Annotated in this window: 13 protein-coding genes; 4 read left to right on the forward strand and 9 right to left on the reverse strand. The window is 62.9% G+C overall.

The window, feature by feature from the left end; translation table 11 throughout:
* Nucleotides 1-173 precede the first annotated feature (173 nt).
* From PG887_RS09740 to PG887_RS09750, 3 genes are all read right to left on the reverse strand, one after another.
* A complete protein-coding gene (locus PG887_RS09740; protein WP_029314837.1) occupies nucleotides 174-1,301 on the reverse strand; it encodes a CobW family GTP-binding protein in 1,128 nt (375 codons plus the stop codon).
* Between the two features lie 71 nt (nucleotides 1,302-1,372).
* Nucleotides 1,373-2,779: a D-arabinono-1,4-lactone oxidase gene (locus PG887_RS09745; RefSeq protein WP_104454837.1), complete on the reverse strand. Its 1,407-nt coding sequence runs from the start codon at nucleotides 2,777-2,779 to the stop codon at nucleotides 1,373-1,375.
* A gap of 115 nt (nucleotides 2,780-2,894) precedes the next feature.
* Nucleotides 2,895-3,512, reverse strand: coding sequence for a LysE family transporter (locus PG887_RS09750; RefSeq protein ID WP_270821575.1), 618 nt, complete (start codon nucleotides 3,510-3,512; stop codon nucleotides 2,895-2,897).
* Between the two features lie 76 nt (nucleotides 3,513-3,588).
* Between PG887_RS09750 and PG887_RS09755 the strand changes: the two genes are divergently transcribed.
* Entirely contained in the window at nucleotides 3,589-4,506 is a 918-nt protein-coding gene (locus PG887_RS09755; RefSeq protein WP_104454838.1) for a LysR family transcriptional regulator, read from the forward strand.
* Here the strand turns inward: PG887_RS09755 and PG887_RS09760 are convergent.
* The 3 genes from PG887_RS09760 to PG887_RS09770 all read right to left on the reverse strand — a co-directional run bounded on the left by PG887_RS09760 (nucleotide 4,503) and on the right by PG887_RS09770 (nucleotide 11,436).
* Entirely contained in the window at nucleotides 4,503-6,074 is a 1,572-nt protein-coding gene (locus PG887_RS09760) for an EAL domain-containing protein (RefSeq protein ID WP_104454839.1), read from the reverse strand. The genes PG887_RS09755 and PG887_RS09760 overlap by 4 nt on opposite strands.
* A gap of 231 nt (nucleotides 6,075-6,305) precedes the next feature.
* Nucleotides 6,306-8,903 (reverse strand): bifunctional aconitate hydratase 2/2-methylisocitrate dehydratase, encoded by a 2,598-nt coding sequence (gene acnB / locus PG887_RS09765; protein WP_202041261.1) that lies wholly within the window; start codon nucleotides 8,901-8,903, stop codon nucleotides 6,306-6,308.
* 229 nt (nucleotides 8,904-9,132) lie between these two features.
* Nucleotides 9,133-11,436 (reverse strand): patatin-like phospholipase family protein, encoded by a 2,304-nt coding sequence (locus PG887_RS09770; RefSeq protein ID WP_270821577.1) that lies wholly within the window; start codon nucleotides 11,434-11,436, stop codon nucleotides 9,133-9,135.
* 273 nt (nucleotides 11,437-11,709) lie between these two features.
* Here PG887_RS09770 and PG887_RS09775 point away from each other — a divergent pair, with 273 nt between their 5' ends.
* The 3 genes from PG887_RS09775 to PG887_RS09785 all read left to right on the forward strand — a co-directional run bounded on the left by PG887_RS09775 (nucleotide 11,710) and on the right by PG887_RS09785 (nucleotide 15,721).
* Nucleotides 11,710-13,620 (forward strand): methyl-accepting chemotaxis protein, encoded by a 1,911-nt coding sequence (locus PG887_RS09775; protein WP_201872796.1) that lies wholly within the window; start codon nucleotides 11,710-11,712, stop codon nucleotides 13,618-13,620.
* A 122-nt stretch (nucleotides 13,621-13,742) separates the two neighbouring features.
* On the forward strand, nucleotides 13,743-15,395 hold the full coding sequence (locus tag PG887_RS09780; protein ID WP_270821580.1) for a methyl-accepting chemotaxis protein: 1,653 nt from the start codon (nucleotides 13,743-13,745) through the stop codon (nucleotides 15,393-15,395).
* A 143-nt stretch (nucleotides 15,396-15,538) separates the two neighbouring features.
* Nucleotides 15,539-15,721: a hypothetical protein gene (locus tag PG887_RS09785; protein ID WP_270821581.1), complete on the forward strand. Its 183-nt coding sequence runs from the start codon at nucleotides 15,539-15,541 to the stop codon at nucleotides 15,719-15,721.
* A gap of 73 nt (nucleotides 15,722-15,794) precedes the next feature.
* On the opposite strand, the gene lpdA is transcribed toward PG887_RS09785, so the two are convergent.
* From lpdA to aceE, 3 genes are all read right to left on the reverse strand, one after another.
* A complete protein-coding gene (gene lpdA / locus PG887_RS09790) occupies nucleotides 15,795-17,222 on the reverse strand; it encodes a dihydrolipoyl dehydrogenase (RefSeq protein ID WP_103259477.1) in 1,428 nt (475 codons plus the stop codon).
* A gap of 148 nt (nucleotides 17,223-17,370) precedes the next feature.
* A complete protein-coding gene (gene aceF, locus PG887_RS09795; protein WP_270821583.1) occupies nucleotides 17,371-19,254 on the reverse strand; it encodes a pyruvate dehydrogenase complex dihydrolipoyllysine-residue acetyltransferase in 1,884 nt (627 codons plus the stop codon).
* Nucleotides 19,255-19,374: 120 nt separating this feature from the next.
* Entirely contained in the window at nucleotides 19,375-22,035 is a 2,661-nt protein-coding gene (aceE, locus tag PG887_RS09800) for a pyruvate dehydrogenase (acetyl-transferring), homodimeric type (RefSeq protein WP_039040509.1), read from the reverse strand.
* Nucleotides 22,036-22,060 lie beyond the last annotated feature (25 nt).

A 22,060-nucleotide genomic window follows, 5' to 3' on the forward strand; every position in this document is an offset into this window, starting at 1 on the left:
GAACCGGTCTTGACAGTGAATGTGAAAAGAGTGTTTACCGAGATCAATACCAATAAGCGCAACGTTTTCCATGATGGTCTCTCCTGAAAGAAAAACACCCTGTCAGCGTACCGCTCACAGGGTGGGGGTGACCATCTCATTAGACCCGCACGAGCGCGGGTCATATCAGCATATCAGGCATCCGGCTGGCCGAGCATGGCCTTGAGGTGCTCTTCCAGGCTGGGTTCGGGGGCCTTGAGGGTTGAGAGGAACAACTGCTCTATGCCTACCCTGTCCTGGCTCTTCACGATGAACACCAGCCGGGACTGGGCCTTGCCTTCGGGCCACTCCCCCAGCGCCTGCAACGGATAGAGCTGGCCGTGCACGCCGTGGATCACCACGGGCTGGCTCTCCCCTTCCAGTTGCAATATCCCCTTGAGACGCAGCAGGGCATCACCGTATTGCGCCTGCACCGCATCGATGGCGGCCAGCAGGCGGGAGGGCTTGAGCGGCTCGCCGATGCGCAGGGAGAAACTTTCGATATTGCCGTGCTCGAAGCGGGTGGGCGCGGCCGTCCCCACCTTGGCGGCAAACGGCGTCATCTTCGGCTGCATGGGCGAAGCCAGCCCCTGTTTCGGGGATTCGGTACGCAGCCAGGCCAGCAACTGGCGCACGTCGCGCCCCGCTGCCTCGTTGTAGGCGCCGAGTTTCTCCAGCACCGCAGGTGAGAGCACCCCATTGCTGACCCGCTGGATGGGGGCTGCCGGATTGAGGGCCGCCAGTTGGGCTTCCACCCGAGCAAGGGTCTCTTCATCCACCAGATCGCCCTTGCTCACCACCAGCAGATCCGCCAGCGCCACCTGTTTGACCGCCTCATATTGAGCGGCCAGCTGCTGCTCGATATGACCGGCATCCACCACGGTGACGGTGCCGTCGAAGCGGTAGCGCTGGGCGATAAAGCCCTCTTCCCTCAACGTGAACAGCACGGGGGCCGGATCGGCCAGACCAGTGGTTTCGATGATCAGCCGTTTGAAGGGTTTGATTTTGCGCTGGATGGCCTTCATGAAAAGCCCCTGCAGCGCCTCCACCAGGGAGCCCTGCACCGAGCAGCAGATGCAGCCGGAATCGAGCAGCACCACCTGCTCGTCCACCTGCTGTACCAGATGGTGATCCAGCCCCACGGAGCCGAACTCGTTGATGAGCACGGCGCACTCCCCGAGCTCGGGCTGCTTGACCCAGTGGTTGAGCAAGGTGGTCTTGCCGCTGCCGAGAAAACCGGTCAGCAGGGTCACGGGGATGCGGGTGTCTTGCATGTCTGTCATCGGGTTGCCCCCCCTCTGATCGGCAGGAGGATGAGTAAGCGAGTGTCTTGCATATCGGTCATGTCAGATCCTTACCGGTTGGCGAACAGGTCGCCGAGCCAGCTGTTTTCGAAACGGCCATGGGGGTCAAGCTCCCGCTTCAGGGCCAGGAAGTCGTGCCAGCGCGGCAACAGGGCCGGGAAGTCGTAGAGGTCCATCGCCAGGTGCTTGCCGAAATGGGGAATACCGCCGAGCGGCACCAGCAGTTGCTGCAACTCGCGCATCTGCTCCATGGAGCCCCCGACGAAGGTCCCGTCTGCCGCCAGATAGACCAGAAAACCTATCCAGCACACCGACTTGTCATGGGCGGCACTGAGCCAGGCCACGGAGGGACCGGTGCAGCGCAGGATGAAGGGGTAGTGCAGCACGCCGGGGTTCGCCTCCTGCCATGCCTGCAGGACTGCAAGGGCCTCCCCCATGCGTTCGAGGGGCACGGCCACCTCGCAGTTGATCTGGGGCGCCGGGATCCCCTTGCAGAGGATCTGGTAGACGTTGCCCACCAGATCCGAGGCGTCCTTGAAGCGGCGCACCGTCTCGAAGTGCTCGCCTGCCCTGGCCTCGTCCTTGGTGTCTCTGGCCATCTTCTGCAGGGTCGCGTCTATGGTGGCATTGAGCGCCAGGTTCATGCGCTCGTCCATGTCTCCCTCCAGCACCAGCGGCTCGCTGCCCCCGGCCCGGTAGCGGGCCACCTCGTCATCGGAGGCGGGATCCACCAGCCAGATGTGGCTCTCGCCGGTCCAGGCGAACCACCAGCTCTTCACGAAGGCGTGCTCCCGGTTGAGGCGCTCGTTGTGTTCCAGCAGGAAGGGGTAGTCGGTGGTGAACTTGGTGCAGCGCATGATGCGGTTGGGCACAGTGTTGAGGGTCACATCCAGCAGGATGCCGAGCATCCCCATGCCCATCACGAAGGCGCCGAAGCGCGGATCGGTGCGATCCACACGGATGATGTCGCCGCTCGCCAGCATCACGGTCAGGGCAGCCACCGCATCGCACAGGGCGGACTGGTGCAATCCCTGCCCATGGGTGCCGGTGCTGAGCGCACCGCCCAGGGTCTGGATGCCGATGACGCCGGGGGACGCCGGCAGCATGCGATCCATGGCGATGAGGTCGGCATAGACGGTATCAAGCGGCGTCCCCGCCAGGTAGGTCACCGTATCGGTAGTCTTGTCCAGCTGGCCGCGCAGGTGGTGCAGGTCCACCAGCAGCGCCTGGCTGCCTTCGGCGTAGACGCTGTGGATGGGTTCGAAAGAGAGGCCGGAGCCGATGAGCCGCAGCTTGCGCTCGGGATATTCCCGCAGCAGTTGCTGCAGCTCGTCACGGGTCGTCGGGCGCCATACCTGATCAAGGGCGCCGAGGGGGTTGGTTCTGGACCAGTTGAACAGCACCTCCCGATTGCCAATCGCCTTGATGCTGTGAAATGCCTGGAACCTGACCGTCATACCGCGCCTCATCTGACTTCAAAATGAGCGCCAATTCTACCGAAAAGTGGCTGCCAAGGCATGAAAAACAAGACCCTACAGTCGGGGGTGGATAGGGGGAGCGCCCCTCCCCGCCTCAGCGCGTCTGCTGGGTCAATGCCAGCAACATGCCGAATCCCACCAGCAGGCCCCCGAATACCCGATCGATCCAGTGGCGTACCGCCAGCAGTCGGTCGCGCACCGCAGGGGTAGAGAAGAAGAGCGCCACCGCACCAAACCAGAGGGCGTGCGCCAGCGCGATGAAGGCGCCATAGCCGATCTGGACCGCCAGCGGCGTCTGCGGCTGCACCACCTGCATGAAGAGGCTGACGATGAAGATGGTCGTCTTGGGATTGAGCACATTGGTCAGAAATCCGGTGCGCAGCGCACCCAGACTGGAGAGGGCAGGCTGACAGATGCTCTCTGCATCGGCAGCCGGCCTGGCCCGCAGCATCTTGATGCCGAGGAAGATGAGATAGGCGGCCCCTGCCAGCTTGATGAGGTTGAACAGCCAGAGGGATTGCTGGATCAGCAGGCCCACCCCCAGCAGGGTGTAGGTCACGTGCACGCAGACCCCGGCCGCGATGCCGATCGCCGTCAGCACGCCGGTGCGGCGCGAGAGCAGCAGGCTGTTGCGCGACACCATGGCAAAATCGGGCCCGGGGCTGATGACGGCAAAGAGAGTAATGGCGACAACGGCTAACAGTTCAGTCATGAAAAGAGTCCTGATTAGAGGGGATATCGGCTATTTTATTTGCCAATAACACCAATAACGAACGATGATTTCTGACATGAATGGTGAAAAAAACTCACAAAAAGCCCTCTCACTTCCCTCCCTTACCGCCCTGCGCTGTTTCGAGGTGGCTGCCCGCACCGAGCATTTCGGCCGCGCCGCCGACGAACTGCATCTCACCCATGGCGCCATCAGCCGGGCGGTACGTCTGCTCGAGGAGGATCTGGGGGTCATGCTGTTCGAGCGGCGCCAGCGCCGGGTCTTTCTGACCGACGCGGGTGAACGGTTCTATCAGGCGGTCAGAGAGGGGCTAGGCAGCATCCGCCAGACGGCGCAGGCCCTGCGCCAGCAGAGCCGCCCCCAATCACTGGTGCTCTCCTGCGAACCCACCCTCCTGATGCGCTGGCTGATCCCGCGCTGGCCCGCCTTCCAGGCTCTGCACCCGGAGCTGGACGTACACCTGATGGCGGGCGGCGGCGCCCTCAGCTTTGGCAGCGGCATCGATCTCGCCATCCGGCGCAACGACTTTCACTGGCCTGCCGAGCTCTACAACCAGTTGCTGTTCGAAGAGCGGACCGGCCCTGTCTGCCCGCCGGGCAAGGTGGCGCACTTCTTTGAATCCAGGGGGGATGTGCAGGCCCTCAGGCCAACGGCACCCCGTCTGCACACCAAGACCCGTCCGGGCGCCTGGCTGGAGTGGCAGCAGCACGCAGGCATGTCCGCCGACGAGGAGGTGCCGGGTCAGACCTTCGAACACTTCTATTTCAGCCTGCAGGCGGCAGTCGCCGGGCTGGGAGTCGCCATCGGCCCTTACCGGCAGGTGTGCGACGATATCGAGGCCGGTCTGCTGGTGGCACCGCTCGGCTTCGTCCCCGACGGCACCGGCTATCACCTGCTCGCCCCCGCCCCTCCCGAACCCGGCAGCCCCCACGACATCCTGGTGAACTGGCTGCACAGCCTGGTGGGCCCGGCCTAGCCCTGGGCGGTGCGCCCGGCAGCGACCTGTATCTCTCCCGCCGTCAGCTCCCGGCAGAACTGGCGTATCGGCATGGGGCGGGCAAACAGGTATCCCTGCAGATACTGGACCCCCTTGCCTCTCAGATAGGCGGCCTGCTGCTCCGTCTCCACCCCTTCGGCCACCAGGGACAACCCCAGCCGTCCCCCAAGGTCGATGACGTTGTCCACGATGTGCTCGGAGAGGGACTCCGTCCCGATACGGCCGATGAAGGAGCGGTCGATCTTGAGATAGTCCACGTGGAATTGCTGCAGATAGATGAGGCTGGAGTGGCCGGTGCCAAAATCATCGATGGCGAGCTGCACTCCCATCTCGTCGAGCTGGCGAAACAGGGAGAGGGTCTGCGGGCTGGTCACCAGCAGCTCCCGCTCCGTGAGCTCCAGCACCAGCACCACCCGTCCCGGCACGAAGTGGCCGAGGAAGTCGCGGCACTCCGCCACCAGGGAGAGGTCCCGGCAGTGGATGGCACTGATGTTGAAGCTGATGTGAAATGCCTCGGGCAACTGCTCCTGCACCGGGTGGAGTGTCTTGGCCACCGTCTTCATCAGGTTGACCGTCATGGGCACGATCAGGCCAGACTCTTCCGCCTGGGGGATGAAGAGATCGGGGCGGATCAGCCCCTCGGTGGCATGTTGCCAGCGCATCAGTACCTCGGCTCCCACCATCTTGCCGCCCTTGCTGGCGATCAGCGGTTGCAGATAGGGGACAAATTCCCTGGCTCGCAGCCCGCGTCTCAGCTCGTCCGTCAGGGCCCCAGGCCGCCCAAGCAGCCACCACACCAGCAGTGAGAGCACCAGCGAACTGGCTCCCAGCCAGATCAGTTGCAGATGGCGAGCCTCCCACAGGGCACGCCAGTAGATCGGCATGGCATAACCGGCGTGGATGGTGAAGGGGTAACGCTGGGAGGCGAGTATCAGGGCAAACTTGCTGTGCAGTTTCGGCGGATCGCTTTGGAAGTGGCCGGACTCATCGAGCCAGGCGGACCCCACCTGCAAGAACAGCTCGCTGGGATCGCTGCTCAGGGTGAGCATGAAACTGAGCTGGCTGCTGTCAATGGCGCTCAGTGCCGCATCACGCCCCCGCTCCTGACGCACCACCAGCAAGGGGTGATTCTTGCGCACCAGGTTGCCGCTCATCAGCAGCAACTTGCGATCCGTGTAGCGGGAGCCGTCATCCACTTCCCTGGCAGGCCCGAACAGCGAGGTGCAGTTGATGATCCCCTGTCGCACCAGATTGATGGAGCGCAGGAACGGCTCCAGCGCCACTCGCTTGCGCAGCAGCAGCAGGTTGTCGCTGCAAGGTCGACCGGCCAGCGGCAATACCTCGAGGTTGGCCCGTTCGGCCTGATCCAGCATGCGCTCCAGCAAGGTTCTGGCCTTGCTGGCTGACGCGCTGGCATCGTTCTTCAGCTCCTGTTCGTAGCTGTCGTGCACTATCCACCCTCCCACCACCAGGGGCAGGGCCAACATCAGCAGGGCACAACCAAGGCGCCACTTCATGCGGGCCAGATCAATCCGGAACAGAAACATAGCAACCACGCCGCAATGCGCGGGCCCGCTTCGCAGGTACCGCGGTATAAAAATGCCCACCAGGAAACGGTGGGGCCATCATGGCCAGACAACGAAAGCGCAACGCGCGTACCAGGCAAATCGACGACGCCGTTGCTGGGCATGGCGGGTCATTATCGCGCAGCCCCCTGAAATGGAAAATGCCGCGTCGAGACGCGGCATTGTTATTTTCAGTGGTCAGACCGGCGAGTCTCAGACCGCTTGCTGCAGGATCACCGCATCGGCCTTCTTGGTGTAGGAGGCGATCTCGTTGAAGTTGAGGTAGCGATAGGTGTCGGCCGCAGTGGCGTCCAGGGTCTTGGCGTACTGCAGATACTCTTCCACGGTCGGGATCTTGCCGATGATGGCGGCAACCGCAGCCAGCTCGGCAGAGGCCAGATAGACGTTGGCACCCTTGCCCAGGCGGTTCGGGAAGTTGCGGGTGGAGGTGGAGACCACGGAGGCCCCTTCCGCTACCCGCGCCTGGTTGCCCATGCACAGGGAGCAGCCCGGAATCTCGATGCGGGCACCGACGCGACCAAAGATGCCGTAATAGCCCTCTTCGGTCAGCTGATCCTTGTCCATCTTGGTGGGCGGCGCGATCCACATGCGGGTCGGCAGCTCGCCCTGGTACTTCTCGAGCAGTTTGCCGGCGGCGCGGAAGTGGCCGATGTTGGTCATGCAGGAACCGATGAACACCTCGTCGATCTTGTCACCCGCCACGTCGCTCAGCAGACGGGCATCGTCCGGATCGTTCGGCGCGCACAGGATCGGCTCCTTGATGGTGGCCAGATCGATCTCGATGATTTCGGCGTACTCGGCGTCCTTGTCCGCTTCCATCAGTACCGGGTTGGCCAGCCACTCTTCCATCCCCTTGATGCGGCGGGTGATGGTGCGCACGTCGCCGTAGCCTTCGGAGAGCATCCACTTCAGCATCACGATGTTGGACTTCAGATACTCGATGATCGGCTCTTTATCCAGCTTGATGGTGCAACCAGCGGCAGAGCGCTCGGCGCTGGCGTCCGCCAGTTCGAACGCCTGCTCCACTTTCAGGGTCGGCAGACCTTCGATCTCGAGGATGCGGCCGGAGAAGATGTTCTTCTTGCCCGCTTTCTCGACGGTCAGCAGCCCTTTCTGGATGGCGGCGTAGGGGATGGCATGGACCAGGTCACGCAGGGTGATGCCCGGCTGCAGCTCGCCCTTGAAGCGCACCAGCACGGATTCCGGCATGTCCAGCGGCATCACGCCGGTGGCGGCGGCGAAGGCCACCAGACCAGAGCCAGCCGGGAAGGAGATACCGATGGGGAAACGGGTGTGGGAGTCACCACCGGTACCCACGGTATCCGGCAGCAGCATGCGGTTCAGCCAGGAGTGGATGACGCCGTCGCCCGGACGCAGAGAAACACCGCCGCGGTTCATGATGAAGTCCGGCAGGGTGTGGTGGGTCTGCACGTCGATGGGCTTGGGATAGGCCGCGGTGTGGCAGAAGGACTGCATGGTCAGATCGGCGGAGAAGCCGAGGCAGGCCAGGTCTTTCAGCTCGTCGCGGGTCATCGGGCCCGTGGTGTCCTGGGAGCCGACCGTGGTCATCTTGGGCTCGCAGTAGGTGCCGGGGCGAATGCCCTTCACGCCGCACGCCTTGCCCACCATCTTCTGGGCCAGGGTAAAGCCCTTGCCGGTATCGGCCACCGGCTGCGGACGACGGAACACGGTGGAGAACGGCAGACCCAGCGCCTCGCGGGCCTTGTCGGTCAGGCCGCGGCCGATGATCAGCGGAATGCGGCCACCGGCGCGCACTTCGTCGATCAGCACGTCGGTTTTCAGTTCAAACTGCGCCAGCACCTGGTCGGTACCGTGCTTGCAGATCTTGCCGGCAAACGGGTAGATGTCGATCACATCACCCATTTCCAGCTTGGAGACGTCCACTTCGATGGGCAGAGCGCCGGCATCTTCCATGGTGTTGAAGAAGATCGGGGCAATCTTGCCGCCGAGGCAGACACCGCCGGCGCGCTTGTTCGGCACGTGCGGAATGTCGTCGCCCATGAACCAGAGCACAGAGTTGGTAGCGGATTTGCGGGAAGAACCGGTACCGACCACGTCACCCACGTAAGCCAGCGGGAAACCCTTCTCTTTCAGGGAATCAATGGTCTTGATGGGACCGATGACGCCATCCTTGTCCGGGGTGATGCCGGGACGGGCGTTCTTCAGCATCGCCAGGGCGTGCAGCGGAATGTCCGGGCGGGACCAGGCGTCCGGCGCCGGCGACAGATCGTCGGTGTTGGTTTCGCCGGTCACCTTGAACACGGTGACGGTGATCTTCTCGGCCAGGGCCGGGCGGTTCAGGAACCACTCGGCGTCAGCCCAGGATTGCAGTACCTGTTTGGCGTGGGCATTGCCCGCCTTGGCCTTCTCTTCCACGTCGTGGAAGGAGTCGAACATCAGCAGGGTGTGGGAGAGGCCCTTGGCGGCAAGAGGAGCCAGGGTCGCATCGTCCAGCAGGTCGATCAGCGGCTGAATGTTGTAACCACCCTGCATGGTACCGAGCAGCTCGACGGCTTCGGCGGCAGTCAGGATGGGGGAATGGGCCTCGCCCTTGGCGACGGCGGTGAGGAAGCCGGCTTTCACATAGGCCGCTTCATCAACACCCGGGGGAATGCGGGAGGACAACAGTTCTTTCAGAAAGTCCTGTTCGCCGGCGGGCGGATTCTTGATCAGCTCAACCAGGGCGGCGACCTGCTCTGCGTCCAGAGGTTTGGCAACCACGCCTTCGGCGGCACGTTCTGCGACGTGTTTACGGTATGTTTCAAGCACGACTAATTCCTCTTTGGTCTTTTTTTTGGGGTTCGCCCAAGCTCGCGGCGATCGTCCTTGCGGGACACCCGTAGGGTGCCCCCCACTATATAAGTTTTAACGACTAATTAAAATCCAAACCCTGTGCAGTTATTCATCAAACCAGCATAACCATATAAACCCATTAGGTTTTTTTAGAGTGACAAGCCGCCCACCCAAGGTGAGTTAACAAAAAGGCAGCATTTCGCCCTTATTGGAACGTAGTGCCCAATTGCAGATAGAACATGTCGTGCCCCCCCTCCGCCACGCCATAGCCGAGGAAGATGGGACCGAGGAAACTCTCCACCCCCATATAGAGAGAACCCGAGGTATAGGAGGATTCGATGCTGATGTCCTCTCCCTTGTCCCAGACCCCCCCTTGCTCGAGGGAGCCCCCGAGGAACAGGGGCGCCTTGAAGGCACCGAAGTCGTTGTCCGCCACCCGGTAGATGTAGCGCAATCCGCCGAACAGGCTGTATCGACCGCTCAACTGGTAATGCTGGAAGCCGGACATGCGGAACAGCCCCCCCAGATCCTGCACGAACAGCGGTACCGTCTCCTGGGAGCTTGAGCCGCCCCCTTCCAGCATCAGGTTGAGGCTGTGCCTGTCCCAGGACCAGGGCTTGATCATCACCAGCCGGTAATTCACCCCCTCGGCCTGCTCGGAGGGGCCGTCCGAGGGGTCGAGATCGACGTAGGAGTAGCCCCCCTTGATGTCCCAGTAGACCCCCTGATAGGGGAAGTAGCGGCTGTCGAGGGTGTCGTGCTCGAAGCGGATGTAGGGTCCCCAGGCGGAGGCATCGGCATCCGCGTTGGTGAGGTTCTGGATCTCCACGCTGCCGATCTTGCCCTCCAGCCCAAGGGAGAAGCGACTCCAGGGCTGGCGATTCCAGCCGACGGCGAGATCCACGCTGGTGAAGCTGTACTCGGAGTCCAGATAGCTGACCCCGGACGAGGACCTGCTCTCTTCCGGGAAGAAGACGCGTCGCTGGGTCTTGTCGTAGGCCAGGCTCGTCTCGCCGAAGTAGGTCTGGGAGGGCTCCAGCGGGGTGTAGAAGTCGGTCTTGAGGTGCTTGGCGGTCCCGAGGGACGCCTCGGTCAGCCACTCGCCTCCCCAGTCGTTGACGTTGGTCAGGGTGTAGGACATGCCGACGTTGTAGTTGGAGCTGCTCTCGAAGTCATCGGAGAAACCGAGCTGGAAGTTGAGATAACCCGGCCCCCAGTTCTTCTCGCTGGCGTCCACCACCAGCACGTTCTCCCCGTCCCGCTCCTCCACCTCGTAGGTGATGCGATCGAACGACTCCAGGGCGTAGAGACGACGGATCCCCGCCTCCAGGCTCTCGTAGGTCTGCACCTTGTCCGGACGCACGTTCAGCATGGCCCGCACCGTGTCGTCGGAGAGGCGCGACTTGTTGATGATCTCCACCTTGTCGATGTAGTAGGCGGGCTGGCCGCTGCGCTCGGCGCGCCGGCTCAGCTTGCCGTTGCGATAGTCGGCGTAGGCGACGGGCGAGAGAGAGAGCGCATCGAGCCGGGCCGCAGCACTGTTGGCGACCGCCTCCCCGATCTTGATCCCCTCCGGCATCAGGGCGAAGTCGGCGATCCCCATGTTGCCGAACTCGGGGGTCAGCAGGATGTCCCTGGGGCCCAGCAGCGCCTTCTGCTTTTCGGTCCCCACCTGGGTCATGTAGGTGGTGAGCTGATCGATCATGGCCAATCCCGACTTGAGGGACTCCCGGGTACGCAGCTTGGCGCTGATGTCCACCGCGATCACCACGTCGGCCCCCATGGCCTTGGCCACGTCCACCGGCATGTTGTTGACCGTGCCACCATCGGCCAGGATGCGGCCGTCCCAGTCCACCGGCTTGAGGGCACCGGGAATGGACATGGAGGCCTGCATCGCCTTGGCGAGGCTGCCGTGATCCAGCACGAAGGGGGTCACCGTCTCCATGTCGGTCGCCACCGCGCGATAGGGGATAGGCAGGTTGTCGAAGCTCTTTTGCGCCGGCAGGTTGGAGGTGGCGTGGCGCAGCAGGCTGGCCATGGACTGTCCCTGGAAGAAGCCGTCCGGCAGCTGGGTCTGGTCACCGTTGACCCCGATGTCGGTGCGCAGCTGGTACTTCTCGGTCTGCTGCTTCTTGCGCAGGGAGAGCTCGTCGCGCCCCACCTTGTCCTGATAGCCCTTGTTCCAGTCGATGGCCAGCGTCGTGCGCTCCACCTCCTCGGCGCTGAGCCCCATGGCATACATGCCCGCCACATAGGAGCCCATGCTGGTCCCGACGATGATGTCCACCGGGATGTGCTTTGCCTCCAGCACCTTGAGCACCCCGATATGGGCCGACCCCTTGGCACCGCCGCCGCTCAGTACCAGGGCGATCCTCGGACGCTCCATCTTGGTTGCCCCCGGGTTTCTGGCCGAAGGCGCGGGATCATTGGCTCCGGCCGCCGCCATGAACGGCAGGGTCGCCAGCAGGAGCACGAGCAGGTGGGTCCATCCCCGATGAAAGATGCGCATATGAGAGTCCATAAATCCGGTGCGAGTCGAGCGGGCAGGCCGCCAGTCAGGTGCAGCCTACTATAAGTGCAAGCACTTTAACCGCAAGCCGGGGTGCTGGCGAGGGGTCGCCCCGCTTGCGACGATGTCTTGGCAAAATCGGGCGCCAATCCAGCCCAATCCGGGCGTGAGCGCAAACGTTAATCGACAATAAAGGCCCCCGCCGCCTCAAGAGCGCGCCAAATCAGCCGCTATTATGAGTTCAACCCTGGTTCACACTTCGGAGTCACCCTTATGTTCGCAAGCCTGACACTGAAACAGAAAATTCTGGCCACCGTCATCCTCGCCGTGGCCCTCTCCTGCCTGCTGGTGGGCTATTTCAGCCAGCGTTCTGCCCAGCAGCTGATCGAGGACCGCATGTTCGAGCAGGAGCTGCCCAACCTGACCCAGCGCATCGGCAAGGAGATCGAAAAGGATCTCACCTCGGTCGCCAATGCCGCCAGACAGCTTGCCAACGACCGCTTCGTGCTGGACTGGGTCGAGCGCGGCATGCCCAAGGAGCAGGAGTCCATCCTCATCAACCAGCTCAAGGACATGACGAGCCAGTATGGTCTGGTCACCGCCTCCTTCGCCGATCGCCAGAGTGCCGCCTACTACAACCAGGACGGTTTTCTGCGCATTCTTAATCACGAGCAGGACAACTGGTTCTATGACTACACCAAGAGCCGCCAGGATCTGATGCTCAGCATCTTTCGGGAAAGCAACGGCGAGGTGAAACTGTTCGTCAACTTCCAGCAACTCGACGGACGCGGCCTCGCCGGCCTCGCCAAATCCCTCGACAGCATGGTCAGCATGCTCGCCAACTTCCGCATCGACGACAGCGGCTTCGTCTTCATGACAGACGGCAGCGGCAAGGTGAAGCTGCACCCCGACGCCGCCCGCATCGATCGGGACAACCTGACCCAGCTGGCCAGCGGCAGTAGCACCAACCTGCTCAACAAGCAGCCCTTTTCCGCCACCCATGCCGAGGTCGACGGCCAGCCCGTGATCCTGGCCAGCAGCTACATCCCCCTGCTCGACTGGTATCTGGTGGCCCAGGTGCCGGAGGCCGAGATTTATGCCGAACTGGACAGAGCGCGCCTGCACATGGTGCTGGTCAGCCTGGCCATCGCCGTCGGCATGGGGTTGCTCGGCGTTCTCCTGGCGGGTTCCGTGAGCCGCCCCCTCAACGAACTGGCCCGCCTGTTCCGCGAACTCGGCAGCGGTGATGGCGACCTCACCCATCGCCTCAAGGTCGATAGCCGTGACGAACTGGCCCAGGTGGCGACCGGCTTCAACAACTTTGTCGCCAAGATCCACGGCTCCATCGAACAGGTGGCGAGCAACTCCCGCCAGCTCGCCGCCACCGCCAACGAGGTGGCCGCCAAGGCCCAGCTCACCCAGCACAACTGCACCGCCCAGCGGGATCGCACCGTCCAGGTCGCCACCGCCATCCACGAGATGGGAGCCACCGTCAGCGAGATCGCCGGCAATGCGTCTCTCGCCGCCGACGTCGCCAAGCAGGCCAACGAGCAGGCCGATGCGGGGGCCCAGGTCGTCGCACAGGCTCGTCACGGCATCGTCGGCCTCTCCGGTGAAATCGAACAGGTCGCCGGGGTCATCGAGTCACTGGCGAGCCAGACCGACTCCATCGGCAGCATCCTCGACACCATCCGCAGCATCTCGGAGCAGACCAACCTGCTGGCCCTCAACGCCGCCATCGAGGCCGCCCGTGCCGGCGAGCAGGGCCGTGGCTTCGCCGTGGTGGCCGACGAGGTGCGCAACCTCGCCAGCCGCTCCGCCGCTTCCACCGCCGAGATCCAGGGCATGATCAACAGCCTCCAGGAGCAGAGCGCCCGCGCCGTCAGCGCCATGGCCCAGGGCCGCAACCAGAGCCTGCGGGTGGTGACCCAGGCCGACGAGGCCAACGGCGCCCTCGACCAGATCACCGGGCACATCACCCAGATCAGCGACATGAACATCCAGGTCGCCACCGCCACCGAAGAGCAGTCCAGCGTGGTCGGGGAGATCAACCGCAACGTGGAAGACATCAACCAGCTCACCATGGAGACCGCCGATATCGCCCACCAGTTGACCGAGTCCAGCCGCAGCCTGCAACAGCTCTCCGGCGAGCTCGACAAGCTGGTCGGCAACTTCCGGTTATAAGATGAAAGGGCGCTGCGGCGCCCTTTTTTCAACGGGTCGACAGGGAATACCGACCCCCATGACGGCGAACCGTCATGACAAGCCGCTGCAGTAGCGACACAGCAACACACCAAGGAGTCAACATGCTGGCAGGCAACCTCACCATCAAAACCCAACTGATCCTGGCCGTCACCGTGCCCTGTCTCGCCCTGCTGCTGGTTGGCGCCGCCAGTCTGCGCAGCATGGACAACATCAGGCAGCAGGCCGAAGAGCTGTTCCAGAATACCGCCACCCCCATGCGGGCCATGGCGGAAGTGGCCTCCCGCATCCCGCGCATGCGCGTCGGCATCGACATGATGCTGCTGCAGGACACCTCCCTGCGCGACGAAAAGGGGGTGCTGACCCGGGTCAAGGAGACCCGCGAGGAAGACATTCCCGAGATGCGCCAGGCCATGGAGCAGGCCGTCAAGGCCCAGGTCGATCCCGACGCCCGGGCCAGGGCCCAGACCCTGCTCGATCAATTCACCCGGGTGGAGCGGGAGGAGCTGACCCCCATGTTGCAGGCGCTCTCTGACAACAAGATGGACGAGGCACGCGCCATCTACCGGGATCGCTACAGCCAGAGCTACGGAGTCATGCGCAAGGGCGCCAATGAGCTGCTCGACGGGTTGATAGGTCAGGCCCAGCATCGCAACGACCTGAGCGAAAACAGCTATGACAGCGGTCGTACCCAGATGATCGCCATCATCGTCATCGCCATCGCCATCGCCATCTCGCTGCTCGTCTCGACCCTCATCCTCATCGGGCTGCGCCGCCGGGTCTCCTTCCTGCAATCCCATATTGGCGAGGTGGCCCGCCACCTCGCCCTCGACAGCCGCGCCAGTCTCACCGGCAAGGACGAGCTGGCCGAGATTGCCCACAGCTTCAACCAGTTCGTGACCCGGATCCACGGTGCCATCGTGCAGGTGGCGAGCAACTCCCGCCAGGTGGCAGCCACCGCCAGCGAGGTGGCTGCCAAGGCCCAGCTCACCCAGCACAACTGCACCGCCCAGCGGGATCGCACCGTCCAGGTCGCCACCGCCATCCACGAGATGGGGGCCACCGTCACCGAGATCGCCGGCAATGCGTCTCTCGCCGCCGACGTCGCCAAGCAGGCCAACGAGCAGGCCGATGCGGGGGCCCAGGTCGTCGCCCAGGCTCGTCACGGCATCGTCGGCCTCTCCGGTGAAATCGAACAGGTGGCCGGGGTCATCGAGTCCCTGGCGAGCCAGACCGACTCCATCGGCAGCATCCTCGACACCATCCGCAGCATCTCGGAGCAGACCAACCTGCTGGCCCTCAACGCCGCCATCGAGGCCGCCCGGGCCGGCGAGCAGGGCCGTGGCTTCGCCGTGGTGGCCGACGAGGTGCGCAACCTCGCCAGCCGCTCCGCCGCCTCCACCGCCGAGATCCAGGGCATGATCAACAGCCTCCAGGAGCAGAGCGCCCGCGCCGTCAGCGCCATGGCCCAGGGCCGCAACCAGAGCCTGCGGGTGGTGACCCAGGCCGACGAGGCCAACGGCGCCCTCGACCAGATCACCGGACACATCACCCAGATCAGCGACATGAACATCCAGGTCGCCACCGCCACCGAAGAGCAGTCGAGCGTGGTGGGGGAGCTCAACCGCAACGTGGAGGACATCAACCAGCTCACCATGGAGACCGCCGATATCGCTCATCACCTGACCGAGTCAAGCCGCAACCTGCAGCACCTCTCCGGTGAGCTCGACAAGCTGGTCGGCAACTTCCGCCTCTGAGCGTCCGGCACCTCTTCCTGACCCGCACCAGGGCGCTTCGGCGCCCTTCTTCATGACCACGGCAAGCCGTGACGCACGGGGGATACGTCGTCTCCCACCGCCCTGCCACATGCCTCATAATCAGGAAAACGCGAGGAGGTATGATGGGCAAGCTGGTCATGATGATAGTGCTGGGGGGGCTGCTCAGTGCCTGCAGCAGCGGGCCCGTGCGGGTGCACGGGGCCGATGTGAGCGTGGACGATACCTGGATCCGGGTCAGTGATGGGGATCGCGGAGGCGACGGTACCTTCTGCCCACCGGGACAGGCCAAGAAGGGGCGCTGCTGACCGCAGGGTGCCGAAAGACAGACAACAAAAAGCCGCTCCATGGAGCGGCTTTTCTTATGAAACGGGCAGAAGATTATTTTTTCTTCTTGGCCTTGGCGTTCGGCAGGTCGGTGATGGAGCCTTCGAACACTTCGGCAGCCAGACCCACGGACTCGTGCAGAGTCGGGTGAGCATGGATGGTCAGCGCGATGTCTTCAGCGTCGGCACCCATCTCGATGGCCAGACCGATTTCACCCAGCAGTTCACCGCCGTTGGTACCCACGATGGCACCACCGATGACGCGGCCGCTCTCCTTGTCGAAGATCAGCTTGGTCATGCCGTCGGAGCAGTCGGACGCGATGGCGCGACCGGAAGCAGCCCACGGGAAGGTGGCGACTTCGAAGTTCAGACCCTGTTGCTTGGCTTCCTTCTCGGTCAGACCCACCCAGGCCATCTCCGGCTCGGTATAGGCGATGGACGGGATCACTTTCGGGTCGAAGTAGTGCTTCTTGCCGGCGATGACTTCGGCCGCCACGTGGCCTTCGTGTACACCCTTGTGGGCCAGCATGGGCTGACCGACGATGTCGCCGATGGCGTGGATGTGGGTCACGTTGGTACGCAGCTGCTTGTCGACTTCGATGAAACCGCGCTCGTTGACGGCAACACCGGCCTTCTCGGCATCCAGCATCTTGCCGTTCGGCACACGGCCTACGGCAACCAGCACGTTGTCGTAGCGAACCGGCTCGGCCGGGGCGTGCTTGCCTTCGTAGGAGACGTACAGGCCGTCTTCACGGGCTTCAACGGCGGTGACCTTGGTCTCCAGCATGATGTTGAATTTCTTGGCAACGCGCTTGGTGTAGATCTTGACGATGTCTTTGTCGGCAGCCGGTACCAGCTGGTCGGCAAACTCCACCACGTCGATCTCGGAACCCAGGGAGGAGTACACGGTACCCATCTCCAGACCGATGATGCCGCCACCGATGACCAGCAGCTTGCCAGGAACGGTCGTCAGCTCCAGCGCATCGGTAGAGTCCCATACGCGGGGGTCGTCATGGGGGATGAACGGCAGCTTCACCGGACGGGAACCGGCGGCGATGATGGCGTTGTCGAAGGTGACGGTGGTCTTGCCGTCGGCACCTTCCACTTCCAGGGTGTTCGGACCGGTGAACTTGCCGAAACCGTTAACAACCTGGACTTTACGCATCTTGGCCATGCCAGCCAGACCGCCGGTCAGCTGGTTGATGACCTTCTCTTTCCACAGACGCACCTTGTCGATGTCGGTCTGCGGGGCACCGAAGACGATGCCGTGCTCGGCCAGCGCCTTGGCTTCTTCAATGACTTTGGCGACGTGCAGCAGTGCCTTGGACGGGATGCAACCCACGTTCAGACAGACGCCACCCAGGGTGGAGTAACGCTCGACGATAATGGTATCCAGACCCAAGTCAGCCGCACGGAAGGCAGCGGAATAACCGGCAGGGCCAGCACCCAGTACTACGACCTGGGTTTTGATTTCTTTACTCATCATGACCTCTTTGTCGTTCTTATATCCCCGGACAGCACAGTCTTATGCCAAACAAGGCCGCTGCAGCCGTGAAAAAAACGGGGCAAGTTTACAATCCTGTTAACGAAATGAGAAGCAAAAAGGGCGGGCTCTGGGCCCGCCCTCTCACTTACAGGACCAGTCGACGAATGTCGGACAACACACCACTCAGGGTGGTGATGAAGCGGGCACCGTCGGCGCCATCGATGACGCGGTGGTCGTAGCTCAGAGCCAGCGGCAGCATCAGGCGCGGCACGAACTCTTTACCGTTCCACTTCGGCTTCATCTCGGACTTGGAGACGCCCAGGATGGCCACTTCCGGCGCGTTGACGATCGGGGTAAAGCTGGTACCACCGATGCCACCCAGGCTGGAGATGGTGAAGCAACCGCCCTGCATGTCGGCAGCGGTCAGCTTGCCGGCACGGGCCTTCTTGGAGATCTCGGCCAGATCGCGGGACAACTCGTGGATGCCCTTCTTGTTGACGTCGCGAACCACCGGAACCACCAGACCGTTGGGGGTATCCACCGCCACACCGATGTGGATGTACTTCTTCATGATCAGCTTGCTGCCGTCTTCGGACAGGGCGCTGCAGAAGCGCGGATGGGCTTCCAGGGCCTTGGCGGCCGCCTTCAGGATGAACACCAGCGGGGTGATCTTCACGTCCAGCTTCTGCTTCTCGGCCAGGATGTTCTGCTCTTTGCGGAACGCTTCCAGATCCGTGGTATCGGCTTCGTCGAACTGGGTGACATGGGGGATCATGGCCCAGTTGCGGTGCAGGGCAGGACCGGAGATCTTCTGGATACGGGTCAGTTCCAGCTCTTCGACCGGGCCGAACTTGCTGAAATCAACCTTCGGCCAGGCCACGACGCTCATGCCGTTGCCAGTGCCGGTGCTGGCAGCCGGAGCGGACTCGGCGCGCTTGACCGCATCCTTCACGTAAGCCTGCACGTCTTCTTTGACGATGCGACCCTTGCGACCGGAGGCTTTCACCTTGGCCAGGTTGACACCGAACTCGCGCGCCAGACGGCGTACAGCCGGGGAGGCGTGGACATAGGCGTCGTTGGCGACGAAATCGGAGGCGGCAGCAGCCTGGACAACCGGCGCAGGAGCGGCGGCAGCAACGGGCGCTGCGGCAGGAGCCGGAGCAGCCACGGCAGCCGGAGCGGCACCCGCCACTTCGAATACCATGATCAGGGAACCGGTGGAGACCTTGTCACCCGCCTTCACCTTGATCTCCTTGACCACACCGGCGAACGGCGCAGGCACTTCCATGGAGGCCTTGTCGCCTTCCACGGTGATCAGGGACTGGTCGGCTTCAACCTTGTCACCCACGGCGACCATGATTTCGGTCACTTCCACTTCGTCACCGCCGATGTCCGGCACGTTGACGTCCTTGGCACCGGCGGCAACCGGAGCAGCGGCAGCCACGGGGGCAGCAGCAGGAGCCGGCGCGGCAACAGCGGCCGGGGCAGCGCCCGCCACTTCAAAGACCATCACCAGGGAGCCGGTAGAAACCTTGGCGCCGGCGGCAACCTTGATCTCGACCACGCGACCGGCGAACGGTGCAGGCACTTCCATGGAGGCCTTGTCACCTTCCACGGCGATGATGGACTGGTCGGCTTCAACCATGTCGCCCACGGCAACCATGATCTCGGTCACGTCCACTTCGTCGTCACCGATGTCCGGCACGTGCACGTCTTTGCGAGCGGCAGCGGCAGGAGCGGCGGCCGGCGCGGCAGCAACCGGGGCAGCAGCCTGGACCGGAGCCGGTGCGGCAGCACCCTCGGCTTCGAAGACCATGATCTGGGAACCGGTGGCAACCTTGTCGCCCACCTTGATCAGGATCTCTTTGACGATACCGGCGGCGGGTGCCGGGACTTCCATGGAGGCCTTGTCACCTTCCACGGCGATCAGGGACTGGTCCAGTTCGACCTTGTCACCCACGGCCACCATGATCTCGGTGACTTCAACTTCATCAGCACCGATATCCGGCACCATAATCTGTTTGGACATTGCGCTTTATCCTCTTGCGTGCATCCGCGTGGCAGCCTGAGCATCACCACGCGCATCCCGCGTTATCCGTTTAAACCCAGGCAAGGTCGCGCCGGATACCCGGCGCGACACTCAATCCTCTTACGCGTACAGCGGGTTGACCTTGTCGGCATCGATGCCGTACTTGGCGATGGCCTCGGCCACAACCTGCTTGTCTACCTCGCCGCGCTTGGCCAGTTCGGTCAGGGCTGCAACCACTACGTAGAACTCGTTCACTTCGAAGTGACGACGCAGGTTGGCACGGCTGTCGGAGCGGCCGTAACCGTCGGTACCCAGTACACGGTAGTTCTCGGTCGGAACGAAGGCACGCACCTGATCGGCGAAGGACTTCATGTAGTCGGTCGCGGCGATGGTGGCTTCGGAACCCAGCACCTGAGCGATGTAGGGCACACGCGCTTCGGCGGTCGGGTGCAGCATGTTCCAGCGATCCGCGTCCTGACCGTCACGAGCCAGTTCGTTGAAGGAGGTGACGCTGAACACGTCGGAACCCACGCCGTACTCGCTGGCCAGGATCTGGGCGGCAGTGCGCACGTGACCCAGGATGGAACCACAACCCAGCAGCTGTACCTTGGCCTTGGTGCCGGCCACGGTTTCCAGCTTGTAGATACCCTTGCGGATGCCTTCCTCGGCGCCTTCCGGCATAGCCGGCATGGCATAGTTCTCGTTCAGGGTGGTGATGTAGTAGAACACGTTTTCCGGGTTCTCACCGTACATGCGGCGCAGGCCGTCCTGTACGATCACCGCCACTTCATAGGCGTAGGACGGGTCGTAGGAGATGCAGTTCGGGATGGTGTTGGCCAGGATGTGGCTGTGGCCATCTTCGTGCTGCAAGCCCTCTCCGTTAAGAGTGGTACGACCGGAGGTCGCGCCCAGCAGGAAGCCACGGGCTTGCTGGTCACCGGCTGCCCACGCCATGTCGCCGATCCGCTGGAAGCCGAACATGGAGTAGTAGATGTAGAACGGGATCATCGGGCAGTCGTTGGTGCTGTAAGAGGTGGCAGCAGCCAGCCAGGAGGACATGGCGCCCAGCTCGTTGATACCGTCTTGCAGAACCTGACCCTGCTTGTCTTCCTTGTAGTAGGAGACGATGTCGCGGTCTTGCGGGGTGTACTGCTGACCGTGCGGGCTGTAGATACCGATCTGGCGGAACAGGCCTTCCATACCGAAGGTACGGGCTTCGTCAGCCAGGATCGGGACGATGCGCTTGCCGATGGACTTGTCTTTCAGCATCACGTTCAGGGAACGCACGAACGCCATGGTGGTGGAGATTTCGCGCGCCTGTTCACCCAGCAGCGGACCGAAGGCATCCAGCGCCGGGATTTCCAGCTTGGTGGTGCTCTCGCGCAGACGGGTCGGTACATAGCCCTTCAGTGCGGCACGGCGGGCGTGCAGGTACTTGTGCTCTTCGGTACCCTCTTCGATCTTCAGGTACGGCAGGTTTTCCAGCTGCTCGTCGGTGACCGGCAGGTTGAAACGATCGCGCAGGTGGCGCACGGAGCCCAGATCCATCTTCTTGACCTGGTGAGCGATGTTCTTGCCTTCGGCCGCTTCGCCCATGCCATAGCCCTTGATGGTCTTGGCCAGGATCACGGTCGGCTTGCCCTTGGTCTGTGCTGCTTTGGAGAAGGCGGCGAACAGTTTGCGGGGGTCGTGACCACCGCGGTTCAGGGCGAAGATCTCCTCGTCGGTCATGTCTTTGACCAGCGCGGCGGTTTCCGGGTAACGGTTGAAGAAGTGCTCGCGCACGTAGGCACCGTCACGGGACTTCATGGTCTGGTAGTCACCGTCCACGGTCTCGTTCATCAGCTGGATCAGCTTGCCGGAAGTGTCTTTCTTCAGCAGCTCATCCCACTTGCGACCCCAGATGACCTTGGTCACGTCCCAGCCAGCGCCGGCGAACAGACCTTCCAGCTCGTTGATGACCTTGCCGTTGCCGACAACCGGACCATCCAGACGCTGCAGGTTGCAGTTGACCACGAACACCAGGTTGTCGAGCTTTTCACGCACGGCAACAGTCAGGGCACCCTTGGCTTCCGGCTCGTCCATCTCGCCGTCACCCAGGAAGGCGTAAACGGTCTGCTCGGAGCAATCCTTGATGCCACGGTCGGTCAGGTACTTCAGGAAACGCGCCTGATAGATGGCGGCGATGGGGCCCAGACCCATGGAAACGGTCGGGAACTGCCAGAATTCCGGCATCAGTTTCGGGTGCGGGTAGGAAGGGATACCCTTGCCATCCACTTCCTGACGGAAGTTGTCCAGCTGCTCTTCGGTCAGGCGACCTTCGGCGAATGCACGGGCGTAGATGCCCGGGGAGATGTGACCCTGGAAGTAGACCAGATCGCCACCGTCCTTCTCGTTGCGGGCACGGAAGAAGTGGTTGTAGCAGACTTCGTAGATGGTCGCGGAAGAAGCGAAGGAAGACATGTGACCACCCAGGTCCAGGTCTTTCTTGGAGGCGCGCAGCACGATCATCATGGCGTTCCAGCGGATGATGGCGCGAATGCGGCGTTCCATTTCCAGGTCGCCCGGGTAAGCCGGCTCGTCGCTGGACGGGATGGTGTTGATGTAGTCGCGGTTTGCCTTGGCAGCCACGTCCACACCGCTTGCGCGGGCTTTCTCGGCCAACTGTTCAAGGATGAACTGAGCGCGTTGCGGACCCTCTTCACGCAGCAGGGATTCCAGAGAGGCAAGCCACTCCAGCGTTTCTATCGGGTCCACATCGTTCTTCAGGATATCAGACATGGCTGGTTCCTATGTTGTTGTGATT

Source organism: Aeromonas sp. QDB14 (assembly GCF_027707845.1).
Lineage (GTDB): Bacteria > Pseudomonadota > Gammaproteobacteria > Enterobacterales > Aeromonadaceae > Aeromonas > Aeromonas caviae.